The following is a 12,818-nucleotide window of genomic DNA, read 5'->3' on the forward strand; positions in this document are numbered from 1 at the left end:
GGCCCGGCCCGCACGACGACATTCGACCCATGCAGCAGTACCGCCGGTTGCTCGGCCTCCCCGGCATGCCCGCCCTGATGCTCCTGCTCTTCTTCGCCAGGGTGCCCGGCGCCGCCACCACGATGGTGCTCACGCTGCACGTCGCGGTGGGCTTCGACCGGGGCTACGGGCAGGCGGGGCTGGTCGGCGCCGCGGTCACCGTCGGCATGGCGGTCGGCTCGCCCTACGTCGGCCGGGTCGTCGACCGCTACGGCCTGCGTCCGATGCTCGTGGTGGTGACGCTGGGCGAGACCGCGTTCTGGCTGACCATGCGGTTCCTGCCCTACGAGGCGCTGCTGCCGGTGGCGTTCGCGGGCGGGGTGGTGGCGCTGCCCGCCATGGCCATCGGGCGGCAGGCCGTCGCCGCGATCGCCCCACCGGAACTGCGCCGCACCGGGTACTCGCTGGACTCGGTGTCGACCGAGCTGTCGTTCATGGTGAGCCCCGCGGTCGCCGTCCTGCTCGCCACCCGCTTCTCCACGGCCACCGCCACGACGCTGCTCGGCGTCGCGGTGTTCCTGGCGGGCGGGGCGCTCGCGGCGATGAACCCGAAGGTCAAGGCGGAAACCGGACCGGGCGCGCCGATCAGGGTGCCGCGCCGGGAGTGGCTGACCCCGCGGCTGGTCGGCGTGCTCGCCGTCGCGGGCGGCGCCACGTTCGTGCTGTCCGGCATCGACGTCGCCCTGGTCGCCGCGCTGCGCGACACCGGTCAGCTCGACTGGACCGGGGTGGTGGTCGCCGGGTGCTCGCTGGCCTCGGCGGTCGGCGGGCTGGTGCACGGCCTCGTCCGGCGCTCGCTGCCGCAGTTGGTCCTGATGGCGCTGCTGAGCGCGCTCACCCTGCCGGTCGGGTTCGTCGCGGGCGGACCGTGGTGGCTGCTGTCGCTGGTGCTGCTGCCCGCCTGCGCCGTGTGCGCGCCGACCGTCGCCGCCACCGGGGAGGGCGTCGCCCGGCTGGCGCCGCCCGCGGCCGCGGGCGAGGCCGCCGGGTTGCAGAGTTCGGCGTTCACCCTCGGCGTCGCCCTGGGCGCGCCCGCGGTCGGCTTCGTGCTCGACCACGGGAACGCGGTGCTGGGCTTCGCCGCGGCGGGGCTCGGCGGGCTGCTGGTCGCCCTGGCCGCGTGGCTGCTGGCGCGGGTCCACCAACCCGCGCCAGCGGAGATCCCGGCGGCCCCCTGAGCGGGAGCCGCCGGGGATTCCCTACGCCGTGCGGCACCAGTGGGTGAGGTAGGCCGACGCCTCGGCGGCGAGCCAGGCGTCCAGCTTGGGCACGTTCACGCTGCGCGAGAGGCGCAGCTCGCGGCCGCGGCGGGTGTCGAGGACCAGCGGCCGGGCCCCGGGGCGCAGCTCGGGCATGCAGCGGTCGAGCACCCGCAGCGCGGCGTTGGCGGCGTCGCGCGGCAGCGGCGCCTCCTTCAGGTACAGCAGCACCACGTGCTCGTCGCCGCGGCGGTCCTCGAACGCCAGGTGCGGGCTCACCGCCAGGTCCAGGCTCCCGAAGCCCAGCAGCGCCGACCCCACCGCCACCGGGGTCGCCCCCCGGCCGCGCCACCAGCGCAGGAAACCCCCGGCGACCTCGGTGAACGCCCGGGCCTGGCCGTTCAGCTCGGCCGCCGCCACGGCCGCGGCGAGCGTGGCCGCCGGGTCGGGGTCGGTGACACAGGCCTGGACGGCTTCGATGATCGGCCGGTAGAAGACGTGCGCGTAGTGCTCCTCGTCGACGGCCCTGGCGTGCTGGTCGGCGACGATCTCGGTGCGGCCCCGCCGCCCGGCGGCGGCGTACTCGACGAACGACGACGTGGCGACAACAACGTTCCCCATGCGGTCCTCCCTGGCGGGTCGTGCTCCCGGGAGAATTTTATCGCGGGGGTATGACACATCTGTTCGACTGAACGGGTACCGCTGCGGACCTGATGGATTTCCCGTCCGGTTGCCGCACCTGCGGAGCAGTATTCCCACCCATTCGCCCACGGCGTTCCGCAATCGATTCCCGGCGCCGATCGGGAGCGGGCGCGGCGGGTCCCCGGTGCGCGCCGGACCGCGGGCAGGCTGGCACCGGGGACCACCGCCGTACCTCAGCCGACCAGGGTTTTCCCGCCCTCGGTGATGGTGATGGCCAGCGCCGGGCAGGCCTCCGCCGCGTCCAGCGCGTCCTGGTCCGGTTCGATCCGCGCGGACCGCGCGGTGGCCACCAGGCCGTCCAGTTCGAAATGGTCCGGCGCAGCCGCCGCGCAAACACCCGCGGCTATGCACCGGCCCGCGTCCACATTCAGATTCCAGGTCATCCCGACACGGTAGATCAGCGCCCGATTTCCTCGAACGTGGCGACGATCTCATCGAGCGCCGGTCCCGCCGCGTCCCGGCGGTCCTCCAGCGTCCAGGCGATGACCTGGTAGTACGCCCCGTCCCCCTCGACGAGGGTCTGCCAGAACAGCGCGTCCACGCCGTCGATCGAACCGCTCATCTCGTAGCGCACCGCCGTGCGCCCGCCCAACCGCATCGGCGTGCCCTGGTCGACCTTCAACACGCCCCCGCCCGCCAGTTCGCTCACCGTGGCCTCCTCGAAGTCGGGGAAGTCGGTGTAATCGGCCTTGTCGAACGGCACGACCATGACGTAGCGCTCCTGGAAAAGCTGCCCCTGGGCCAGCACCGCGCGCTCGTCGCGGTACTCCGCGGCCAGCTCGCGCCACCCCTCCGGCACGGTCATCCGGCTGCGCCCGTCGGACGCGGTGACCACCTTGGTCAGCGAGTCGTCGGGCGCGCTGCGCCGCTGCGGCGTGCCGTTGGTGGCCACCACCAGCCAGGCGACCGCACCGAGCAGCACGACGAGCAGCAGCGACAGCCCCACCCACAACCCGGTCGGGCGCTTCGGCGGCGGGCCCACCATGCCCCCGGGGAAGTACTGGCCACCGGCGCCGACCTGCCCGGACCACTGCTCAGCCATGCCCGATCCCGCCCCCAGACCCCGCGACCCGCCCCTGGCGGCGGGCGACGGCGAGCCTACCGGCCTGGCAGGATCGGGCAGGTGACGAATCATCCAGGCGCCGAGGTCCCGGACCACCTGTTCACCGACGCCGCGGCGGAGGCGCGCTGGCGGGCCCGCTTCCACGCCGCCCGGGTGTCGCTGCCCGACTGGGCCTGGCAGGCGCCCGACCGCACCGTCTACGCCTCCAACGCCAGCGGCGTGTGGGAGATCTACGCCTGGGACCGGGCCACCGACACCCACCGCCAGGTCACCGACCGCCCCAACGGCACCCTGCACGCCACGGTCAGCCCGGACGGCGAGCACATCTGGTGGTTCGACGACACCGACGGCGACGAGTTCGGCTCCTGGGTGCGCGAGCCCTACGGCGGCCGCCCGGCGGGCGCGGCGGCCGAACCCGCCGTCGCGGGCACCAAGCCCGGCTACCCGGCGGGCCTGGAGATCGGCGACGAGGTCGTCGCGGTCGGCGTCGCCGACGACGACGGCACCACCGTCTACCTCGCCCGGGGCGGAGCGGAAGCCGAGGTCGTCTACCGCAACGAGAACGACGGCGGCGTCGCGGCCCTGTCCTTCGACGAGACCCTGCTGGCCATCGCCCACTCCGAGCACGGCGACAACCGCCACCCCGCCCTGCGCGTCCTGTCGGTCGCCGACGGCACGGCGGTGGCGGAGAAGTGGGACGGCCCCGGCAAGGGCCTCGACGGCATCGCCTTCAGCCCCGTCGAGGGCGACCAGCGGCTCCTCGTCCTGCACGAGCGCCACGGCCGCGAGGAACTGCTCATCTGGGACGTCGCCGCCGACACCGAGACCGAGATCGCCCTCGACCTCCCCGGCGAGGTCACCGCGGGCTGGTACACCGACGGCGCGGCACTGCTCATCGCGCACACCCACGAGGCCCGCAACACGCTGCACCGCTACGAGATCAGCACCGGCACCCTGTCCACCTTGGACACCCCGCCCGGTGTCATCAGCGCCGCCCACACCCGCAAGGACGGCACGGTCGAGTACTCCACGTCGAACGCGGCCCACCCCACCGCCGTCCGCGCCCTGTTCACCGACGGCACCGACCGCGTCCTGCTCACCCCACCCGGCGACCCGGCCCCGCCCTCGGCCCCGCTGGTGGACGCGTTCGTCGAGTACGCCAACGGCCGCGTCCACGCCCTCGTCGCCCGCCCCACCGACGCCCCGGACGGCCCCCTCCCCACCGTCTTCAGCCTCCACGGCGGCCCCCACGCCGCCGACGAGGACCGCTTCTCGGCCTACCGGGCCCTGTGGCTCGACGCGGGCTTCGCGGTCGTCCACGTCAACTACCGGGGCTCCACCGGCTACGGCTCAGCGTGGCGAGACGCCATCGAGGGCCGCCCCGGCCTCACGGAGCTGGAGGACGTCGCCGCCGTCCACACCTGGGCGGTCGAATCCGGCCTGACCGACCCGGCCAAGTGCGTGGTCAACGGTGCGTCGTGGGGCGGCTACCTGACCCTCCTGGCCCTGGGCACCCAACCCAAGCTGTGGGCAGCGGGCGTCGCGGGCGTCCCGGTCGCCGACTACCTCGCCGCCTACGAAGACGAGATGGAACCCCTCCGCGCCTTCGACCGAGCCCTCTTCGGCGGCTCCCCCACCGAGGTCCACGACCGCTACGTCGAGTGCTCCCCCCTGACCTACGTGGACCAGGTCCAAGCCCCGGTCCTGGTCCTGGCAGGCGAAAACGACCCCCGCTGCCCCATCCGCCAGATCGACAACTACCTGGACCGCCTGGCCACCCGGGACATCCCCTACGAGATGTACCGCTACGACGCAGGCCACGGCTCCCTGGTGGTAGCCGAAACCATCAAACAGTCCCTCATCGAAGTCCACTTCGCCCTGAAGTCCCTCAACCTCAGGTAGCGCGACACAAGACGAACTGGCAGCCTGGGCGCCCACAAGCGCCCAGGCTGCCCAACCTGATGGCCCCAGAAGACAGCCGTACCAGGTTCAAGGGCTTCGAGAGCCCAATGCTGGTTCCCACTAGCCCGATGCTGGTTCCCACTCACGTGCCCAGCGCCCGCCCACAGGAGGAGCTCGCACCGTGGGGGTCTGGGGGGTCGCCCCCCAGGACGTGGAAAGGGCGATCCCGGTCCGCGCTTACTGCGGACAGGGACCGCCCAATCGCCCGTCGGGGTGACAGGATTTGAACCTGCGACCTCTTCGTCCCGAACGAAGCGCGCTACCAAGCTGCGCCACACCCCGGTGGAACGAGACAAGCCTACCTGACGCCCGCACCGGGGTTGAAGCGGGCTCCCCTAGTGGCGTCGAGGGCGGGGTTTGCGCTGGTGGTGCGGGGTACGAGGGTCAGCAGGCTGGCTTCGGGCGGGCAGGCGAAGCGGACCGGCGCGTAGGGCGAGGTGCCCAGTCCGGCGGAGACGTGCAGCCAGGTGTGGGCGCCCCAGCGGGAGCTGCCCCGGGCCCGAGACCGGTCGAGCTGGCAGTTGGTGACGATGGCGCCGTAACCGGGGATGCGCAGTTGTCCGCCGTGGGTGTGGCCCGCCAGGACGAGGTCGTAGCCGTCTTCGGCGAAGCGGTCGAGGACGCGCGGTTCCGGGGAGTGGGTGACGCCGAGGCGGAGGGTGGCCTGGCGGTCGGGCTTGCCCGCGATCTCGTCGTAGCGGTCGCGCTTGAGGTGCGGGTCGTCGACCCCGGCGGCGGCGATGGGGCGGCCGTCGACGGTGAACAGGGTGCGGGTGTGGGTGAGGTCGTGCCAGCCGTGTTCGAGCATGGCGGCGCGGAGGTCCCGCCAGGGCAGCGGGATGCCGTGGAAGCGCTTGTCGGAGGGGAACAGGTAGCGCGCGGGGTTCTTCGGCTTGGGCGCGTAGTAGTCGTTGCTGCCGAAGACGAACACCCCGGGCCGGTTGAGCAGCGGGCCGAGCGCGCGCACCACGGCCGGGACGGCCTGCTTGTGCGCGAGGTTGTCCCCGGTGTTGACCACGAGGTCCGGGTTGAGTTCGTCCAGCGCGGCGACCCAGCGCTGCTTCGACTTCTGCCCGGGCATCATGTGCAGGTCGGAGATGTGCAGCACGCGCAGCGGCCGCGCCCCCTCGGCGAGGACGGGCAGCGTGGCCTGGCGCAGCGTCCAGTGCGTGCGCTCGAAGCCCGCGGCGTAGGCGAGGGTGGCGGCACCGACCGCGGTGGTGCCGAGTGCGATCCGGCTGAGGTTCCTGACGACGTCACTCACACCCCAAAGGGTACGGTGCGCCGCCGTCGGCGCCGACAACTCGTTTGGCCTGGCCCGTTACGCTCGTCGCATGGCTGAGCTGAAGAACCGGTTGCAGGCGGACCTGACCGCCGCGATGAAGGGCCGGGAGAAGACCAGGGTCGCGACCCTGCGCATGGCGCTTGCCGCGATCACCACCGCCGAGGTCGCGGGCGACGAGGCCGTGCAGCTCACCGACGACGAGGTGCTCAAGGTCCTCACCCGCGAGGTCAAGAAGCGCAAGGAGGCCTCCACGGCCTTCGCGGGCGCGGGCCGCGCCGAGCAGGCCCAACAGGAACTCGACGAGGCCGCCGTCCTCGACGAGTACCTCCCCAAGCAACTCGACGACGCGGAACTGACCGCCCTGGTGGCCACCGCGGTCGAGGAGGTCACCGCCCAACTCGGCGAGACCCCCGGGCCTCGCCAGATGGGCCAGGTCATGAAGGCCGCCAACGCCAAGGTCGCGGGCCGCGCCGAGGGCGGCCGCGTCGCCGCCGCCGTGAAGGCCCGCCTGACGGGCTGACCACGCACCCGCTCGAGGGCGCCCGGGAAACCTTCCGGGCGCCCTCGCGCTTTTCGGCGAGCCACCACACCCCGCCCGACCCGACCCCACCGCTCCCATGCACACCGCGGCATCCTCCGACTGCCTCGCCGCCCCGACGAACCACATTTCGGTGCCCACTCCGCCCCGCCGCGCCCCCACCGACCCTGCTCGGCTTCCTCGCAACGACCGGACTCCGCCCAGACAGCCGCAACAGCCCGCCCTGTCAACACAGCCCGGCTCCGCTCGACACCGGCCGACCTGGCGCGGCCCCGCTCGTTCCGATTAGCCTCGCCCGGCTGCCCGGCTGCCCGGCTGCCCGGCTGCCCGGCTGCCCGGCTGCCCGGCCGCCCGGCTCGGCCCGGCCCGGCCAGCCCGGCCTGCCTGCCTGGTCCGGCTCCGCTCGGTGCGGCCTGCTTGGAATGGCTGTGGGCCCCGCACCCACTGGGGTGCGGGGCCCACACGTACTGCTTGGACCTAGGGAGCGGGTGCCCCGTTGCCGGGGTTGCCCGTGTTGCCGTTGCCGGGGTCACCACCGCCCTGGCCGGGGTCGCCGTTGCCGGGTGGGGGAGTGCCTGCTCCGCCGCCGGGGTCGGTGCCGGGGGGTGGGGTGGTGGGGCTGGATGGGGATTCGGAGGTTTGGGGCGGGGGGACGTAGCCGGTGCTGACCTGGATGGTGATGGTTTCCCCGGTCAGTGCGGCGCCGCGGGGGGACTGGCTGACGACGGTGCCCTTGGTGGCGGCGTCGGGGCGTTCCTTGGCGACGACCTGGTAGCCGGCCTGCTGCAGGATCTGGGTGGCCTCGTCCTTGCTCTTGCCGATGACGTCCGGCACTCGGATCTCCGGGCCGCCGTCGAGGTAGCGCGGGTCGGTCGGGGGCAGCGGGAGGGCGGGCTGGCCCTCCAGGAGCGGGGTCATCGTCTGGAACCAGGTGCGGGCGGGCACCTTGCCGCCGTAGATGTTGCCGCCGGTGCCGCAGAGGCGGGGTGGGTCGGTGTCGCAGATGCCCTGGGGTTTGGGGCTGTCGTTGAAGGTCAGGACCGCCGCGGCGTACTGCGGGGTGGCGCCGAGGAAGCCCGCCGACTTGTACTCCTGGGTGGTGCCGGTCTTGCCCATCATCGGGCGCGCCCACTTCGAGGCCTGGGCCGCGGCGCGGGAGGTGCCTTCGATGTCGTCCTTGCTCAAGCCGGTGACCAGGGTGTTCGCCAGCGGTTCGGCGACCGCCTGCTCGCACGGCGCCTCGTTGACCTCGATCTTCTTGCCGTTGCGGTCGCGCACCTCCAGCAGCGGGGTCGGCGGGCACCACACGCCGCCGCTCATCAGCGTCGCACCGACGTTGGCCAGTTCCAGGGTGCTCACCGGGCCGGGGCCGAGGGTGAACGACGCCTTGCCCGCGTTGTTGCCCATCGGCTTGAAGAACTCGGACTGGCTGAACCGGTACTCGGGGGCGGAGGCCGCCGGGTCCGGGTCCACGCCGCCCATGCTGGAGGCCATCGTGGTGCGCAGGCCGAGCCTGCTGGCCATGTCCACGATGGGGGCCATGCCGACCCGCTCCTCGAGGATGACGAACCCGGTGTTCGGGGAGGTCGCCAGGGCGGTCTGCAACGTCATCCTGGACGGCGGGTTGCCCGTGTTGGAGACGCAGTACTTCTTCGTGCCGTCCACGCCGCCCGGCGGGCACTTCGAGCCACCGCCGCTGAACACGTTGGAGGTGTAGGAGGCGGGCACGTCGATGATGTTGTTGATGCCGCCACCCTTCTCCAGGTAGGCGGCGGAGGTGAAGATCTTGTAGATCGAGCCCGCGCCGAACTTGTTGGCCACCCGGCTGGGCAGGCCGTAGGTCGTCTGCCCGTTGTTGGCGTCGAGGCCGTAGTCGCGGTTGGCCACCAGGGCGACGACCTGGTGGCGCTCCTTGCCCGGCTGGATGATCGCCATGGTGTTGGCGATGCCCGGCTGGGTCTTGGGGACCTCGTTCATCGCCGCCTGCTTGGCCAACTGGGTGGCGCGGGCGTCGAAGCTGGTCTTGATGGTGTAGCCGCCGGTCTTGATCTGGTCCTCGGAGAAGCCGAGGCGCTCGAGGTACTCGAAGACGTACTGGCAGAAGAAGCCGTACTCCGGGCCCGCGCCGACGCAGTTCGCGGCGGGCTTGCGGGGGGTGGGCAGGGTGCCGAGCGGCTCTTCCTTCGCCGCCTCGGCCACCTCTGGGGTGACCTTCTGGTTCTCCAGCATCTTGTCGATCACGACGTTGCGCCGCTGTAGCGTCTCCGCGGGCTTGCGCCACGGGTTGTAGAGCACGGGGTTGTTCACCGCGCCCGCGAGCAGCGCCGCCTGGGCGACGGTCAGCTTGTCCGCGGTGGTGCCGAAGTAGGCGCTGGCCGCCGCGCCGACGCCGTAGACCTCGTAGGCGAACTCGACGACGTTGAGGTAGCCGGCGAGGATGTCCTCCTTGCTCATCTTCTGCTCGAGCTGGATGGCGATCCGCGCCTCGCGCAGCTTGCGCGCGATGGTCTGCTCCTGGGCCTTGGACTGCTCGGTCTTGTTGTCCCGGTTGACCACGTTGATCAGGTAGTTCTTGACGTACTGCTGGGTCAGCGTGGACGCGCCCTGGGTGTCGCCGCCGCTCTGGTTGGAGATGGCGGCGCGGATGGTGCCCTTCCAGTCCACCCCGTGGTGCTCGTAGAACCGGCGGTCCTCCACCGAGACCAGCGCGGCCTTCATGGTGGGGGAGATCTGCTCGGACGAGACCGGGATGCGGTACTGGTCGTAGAGCGAGGCGATCGGGGTGCCCGCGCTGTCGGTGATCGTGGTGATCAGCGGCGGCGGGGTGGCGACCAGGTCGGCCGAGACGCTGTCGATGGTGTCGCTGGCCCGGTTCGACGCCACCCCCACGGCCCCGACCAGCGGAAACAGCATGCCCGCGACGAGCACCCCCGCCAGCAGGCACAGTCCGAGCATCTTCAGCAGGCTGTCTCCCACACGCACGTGACCCAGGGTACGCGTCACCCGGTCGGTCCACCCGGAGCCGCCTGCTAAAGCATTGACATTCTGTAACGGCTGGGTCTCTGGAGGTTCTCGATGGAACCGTCACGCACTAGAGTCCGTCAACGTCTCACGACAGCGCTGATCAGCCTCGTCGCTCCCGCGGCAGGTCGGTCGGCACCCGATACCGGGGGGTATCGGTCCAGGGTCGCTGACGACGACAGGGGTGGGGGACACATGTATCTCGAGAACCAGCAGCAGGCGGACTGGCGGGTGCGCGCGACGTGCCGCGACGAGGACCCGGACGGGCTGTTCGTCCGCGGCGCCGAGCAGCGCAAGGCGAAGCTCGTCTGCATCGCGTGCCCGGTGCGCACCGAGTGCCTGGCCGAAGCACTGGACAACCGGATCGAGTTCGGTGTCTGGGGCGGGATGACCGAACGCGAGCGACGCGCCCTGCTGCGCAGGCGCCCCGACGTCGACAACTGGCGCGAACTGCTCGACGACGCCCGCCGCAGGCACAGCTTCGACGACGAGGAAGTCCGCGTCGGCTGAGGTCGGCCACCCGGCCCCGACCCGCCCGCGCCGGGCGGGTCAGGCCCCGGTCAGCCGTTCCCCGATGCGGCGCAGCCCGTCGACGTCGTGCACGTCCGCGGCCATCGCGGGCACGTGCACCAGCGGCACACCGGGGTGCGCCTTGGTGAACCGGTTGACCAGCCTGCGCTCCCGCTGCGCCTGGGCGACCCGGTCGGCGTGCAGGCGCAGGACGGCCGCGGCCAGCGGTGCCTCCCCGGCGGCATCCAGGTTGTCCGCCGCGGTGAGCGCCTTGGCCGCGGGCAGCTTGGCCAGCACCGGGTGGGTCCGGTTGACGACCAGCCCGGACAGCGGCATGGACTCCGCTTCCAGCCGCTCGACGAAGTAGCTGGCCTCACGCAGCGCGTCCGGTTCCGGCGCGGCCACCACCACAAACGCGGTGCCGGTGGAGCGCAGCAGCTCGTAGGTCTTGCGCGCCCGCTCGCGGAACCCGCCGAACATGCCGTCGAAGGCCTGCACGAACGCCGACGCGTCGGCGAGCAGCTGCCCGCCGACGATGGTCGACACGGCCTTGGCGAACAACCCGAACCCGGCGCTGACCACCTTGCGGATGCCCCAGCCACCGGCCTTCACCGGCCCGGTGAGCAGCTTGATCATCCGTCCGTCGAGCGCGGTGGAGAGCCGCTGCGGCGCGTCCAGGAAGTCCAGCGCCGACCGCGACGGCGGGGTGTCGACGATGATCAGGTCCCAGGTGCCCTCGGCGGCGAGCTGGCCGAGCTTCTCCATCGCCATGTACTCCTGGGTGCCGGAGAACGACGAGGAGATGGTCTTGTAGAACGGGTTCGACAGCACCTCCTCGGCGCGCTTCTCACCCGCGTGCGCCAGCACCATGTCGTCGAACGTGCGGCGCATGTCCAGCATCATCGCGCTCAGCTCGCCGGTCGGGGCGAAGCCGTCGACCGACACCTGCTTCGGGGTGTTGCCCAGCTCCTCCAGGCCCAGCGCCTGCGCCAGCCTGCGCGCCGGGTCGATGGTCAGCACCACCGTCTTGCGGCCCCGCTCGGCCGCGCGCACCCCGATCGACGCGGCGGTCGTGGTCTTGCCCACCCCGCCGGACCCGCAGCACACGATGACCCGCGTCCCCGGGTCGTCGATCAGCGTGTCGACGTTGAGCCCGCTCATCGCACCCCCTGCTCGACCAGGGCCTCGGCCAGCTCGTAGAGCGCCCCGGTGTCCACCCCATCGACCAGTTCTGCCAGCTCCACCGCGGGCAGGTCGACCTCCGCGAGCCGTTCCCTGGCCCGCTGCTCGGCCTGCACCCGCACCGCGTGCTCCACCGTCTCCTCGACCAGGCCGTCGAGGTCGTCGGCGGACAGCGCCAACCCGGCCGAGGTCAGCCCCTCGCGCACTCGGCCCGCGTCGACCCGGCCGTCGGCGGCGGCGGTCACCGAGTGCGCGGGCAGCCGCGGCGGGCGAACCCGGTTCAGGATGATCGCGCCGGGCCGCAGGTCCGCCCCGTCGAGCTCGCCGACCGCCTCCATCGTCTCGCGCACCGGCATCTCCTCCAGCAGCGTCACCAGGTGCACCGCGGTGTCGCCGGAGTGCAGCAGCCGGACCACGCCGTCGCTCTGCCCCTTGATCGGCCCGACCTTGGCCAGGTCGGCCATGGCCTTGGTCACGTCGAGGAACTTGACGATCCGGCCGGTCGGCGGGGCGTCGACGACCACCGCGTCGTAGGTGTGCCGACCGGACTCGTCGGTGCGCGTCACGCACTCCTTGACCTTGCCGGTGAGCAGCACGTCGCGCAGGCCCGGCGCCAGCGTGGTGGCGAACTCGATCGCCCCCATCTTGCGCAGCGTGCGGCCCGCGAAGCCCAGGTTGTAGAACATCGACAGGTACTCCAGCAGCGCCGCCTCGACGTCGACGTGCAGCGCGCGCACCTCCCCGCCACCGGGGGCCGAGGCCACCTTCTCCTCGGAGTAGGGCAGCGGCTGGGTGTCGAAGAGCTGGGCGATGCCCTGCCTGCCCTCCACCTCGACCAGCAGGACGCGCCTGCCGCCGGTGGCCAGGGCCAGCGCGAGGGCGCCCGCGACGGTGCTCTTGCCGGTGCCGCCCTTGCCGGTCACCACGTGCAGTCGGGCGCGGGCGATCTGCTCGGTCCAGCCGACGACGGGGGTGGTCACCGTTTCAGCCTAAATGCCCGGAGGCCCCCACCGCTGTCCGACCGTCCTAACCGACCAGCAACAGCACCGACACCGCGGCGCCGACCACCAGGACCGCGCCCCACGCCACCGGTTGCGGGAGGACGGTGAGCACCAGCAGGCACAGCAGCGCCAGCAGGGCCATCGACACCGCCCCGGCCACCGCCACGCTGCTGCCCCGGCCGGTCCGGTCGCGCACCTTGGCCATCGCCACCAGCACCAACACCAGCCCCGCCGCGACGAGCAGGGCGGTCGCGAACAGTCGCCACGACTCCATGAACGCCACCGTACCGAGACGTGACACCAACGTGATCTAGGC

Annotated in this window: 12 protein-coding genes and 1 tRNA gene; 4 read left to right on the forward strand and 9 right to left on the reverse strand. The window is 72.3% G+C overall.

Annotated features, from left to right (window positions below; all coding sequences use genetic code 11):
- The coding region (locus UO65_RS25380; RefSeq protein ID WP_324608983.1) for an MFS transporter at nt 1–1,217 on the forward strand (1,217 nt) is incomplete at its 5' end.
- 21 nt (nt 1,218–1,238) lie between these two features.
- Here UO65_RS25380 and UO65_RS25385 read toward each other — a convergent pair.
- The 3 genes from UO65_RS25385 to UO65_RS25395 all read right to left on the reverse strand — a co-directional run bounded on the left by UO65_RS25385 (nt 1,239) and on the right by UO65_RS25395 (nt 2,982).
- Nucleotides 1,239–1,859 (reverse strand): hypothetical protein, encoded by a 621-nt coding sequence (locus UO65_RS25385; protein ID WP_035287178.1) that lies wholly within the window; start codon nt 1,857–1,859, stop codon nt 1,239–1,241.
- Between the two features lie 254 nt (nt 1,860–2,113).
- Nucleotides 2,114–2,323: a ferredoxin gene (locus UO65_RS34060; protein ID WP_035287182.1), complete on the reverse strand. Its 210-nt coding sequence runs from the start codon at nt 2,321–2,323 to the stop codon at nt 2,114–2,116.
- Nucleotides 2,324–2,337: 14 nt separating this feature from the next.
- A complete protein-coding gene (locus UO65_RS25395; protein WP_035287185.1) occupies nt 2,338–2,982 on the reverse strand; it encodes a hypothetical protein in 645 nt (214 codons plus the stop codon).
- A gap of 81 nt (nt 2,983–3,063) precedes the next feature.
- Here UO65_RS25395 and UO65_RS25400 point away from each other — a divergent pair, with 81 nt between their 5' ends.
- The gene (locus UO65_RS25400; protein ID WP_035287188.1) at nt 3,064–4,905 is read left to right on the forward strand and encodes a prolyl oligopeptidase family serine peptidase; all 1,842 of its coding nucleotides are present in this window, start codon (nt 3,064–3,066) and stop codon (nt 4,903–4,905) included.
- 268 nt (nt 4,906–5,173) lie between these two features.
- Here the strand turns inward: UO65_RS25400 and UO65_RS25405 are convergent.
- Both UO65_RS25405 and UO65_RS25410 read right to left on the reverse strand, forming a co-directional pair.
- Nucleotides 5,174–5,247: transfer RNA gene (locus UO65_RS25405), tRNA-Pro, on the reverse strand.
- A 16-nt stretch (nt 5,248–5,263) separates the two neighbouring features.
- A complete protein-coding gene (locus tag UO65_RS25410; protein WP_035287191.1) occupies nt 5,264–6,229 on the reverse strand; it encodes a metallophosphoesterase in 966 nt (321 codons plus the stop codon).
- Nucleotides 6,230–6,299: 70 nt separating this feature from the next.
- On the opposite strand from UO65_RS25410, the gene UO65_RS25415 reads away from it, so the two are divergent.
- The gene (locus UO65_RS25415; RefSeq protein WP_035287194.1) at nt 6,300–6,770 is read left to right on the forward strand and encodes a GatB/YqeY domain-containing protein; all 471 of its coding nucleotides are present in this window, start codon (nt 6,300–6,302) and stop codon (nt 6,768–6,770) included.
- 495 nt (nt 6,771–7,265) lie between these two features.
- On the opposite strand, the gene UO65_RS25420 is transcribed toward UO65_RS25415, so the two are convergent.
- Nucleotides 7,266–9,770 carry a penicillin-binding protein gene (locus UO65_RS25420; protein ID WP_181399871.1) on the reverse strand — a complete coding sequence of 835 codons (2,505 nt, stop codon included), beginning with the start codon at nt 9,768–9,770 and terminating at the stop codon, nt 7,266–7,268.
- A gap of 234 nt (nt 9,771–10,004) precedes the next feature.
- Here UO65_RS25420 and UO65_RS25425 point away from each other — a divergent pair, with 234 nt between their 5' ends.
- Nucleotides 10,005–10,319 (forward strand): WhiB family transcriptional regulator, encoded by a 315-nt coding sequence (locus UO65_RS25425; protein WP_035287197.1) that lies wholly within the window; start codon nt 10,005–10,007, stop codon nt 10,317–10,319.
- A gap of 39 nt (nt 10,320–10,358) precedes the next feature.
- On the opposite strand, the gene UO65_RS25430 is transcribed toward UO65_RS25425, so the two are convergent.
- Genes UO65_RS25430 through UO65_RS25440 form a run of 3 tightly spaced genes read right to left on the reverse strand, consistent with a single transcriptional unit; the run spans nt 10,359 to nt 12,776 of the window.
- Nucleotides 10,359–11,480 carry an ArsA family ATPase gene (locus tag UO65_RS25430; protein ID WP_035287200.1) on the reverse strand — a complete coding sequence of 374 codons (1,122 nt, stop codon included), beginning with the start codon at nt 11,478–11,480 and terminating at the stop codon, nt 10,359–10,361.
- A complete protein-coding gene (locus UO65_RS25435) occupies nt 11,477–12,481 on the reverse strand; it encodes an ArsA-related P-loop ATPase (RefSeq protein ID WP_035287203.1) in 1,005 nt (334 codons plus the stop codon). The genes UO65_RS25430 and UO65_RS25435 overlap by 4 nt, the downstream gene beginning before the upstream one ends.
- A 46-nt stretch (nt 12,482–12,527) precedes the next feature.
- Entirely contained in the window at nt 12,528–12,776 is a 249-nt protein-coding gene (locus UO65_RS25440) for a hypothetical protein (RefSeq protein WP_035287205.1), read from the reverse strand.
- Nucleotides 12,777–12,818 lie beyond the last annotated feature (42 nt).

The sequence above is a fragment of the Actinokineospora spheciospongiae genome, assembly GCF_000564855.1.
Lineage (GTDB): Bacteria > Actinomycetota > Actinomycetes > Mycobacteriales > Pseudonocardiaceae > Actinokineospora > Actinokineospora spheciospongiae.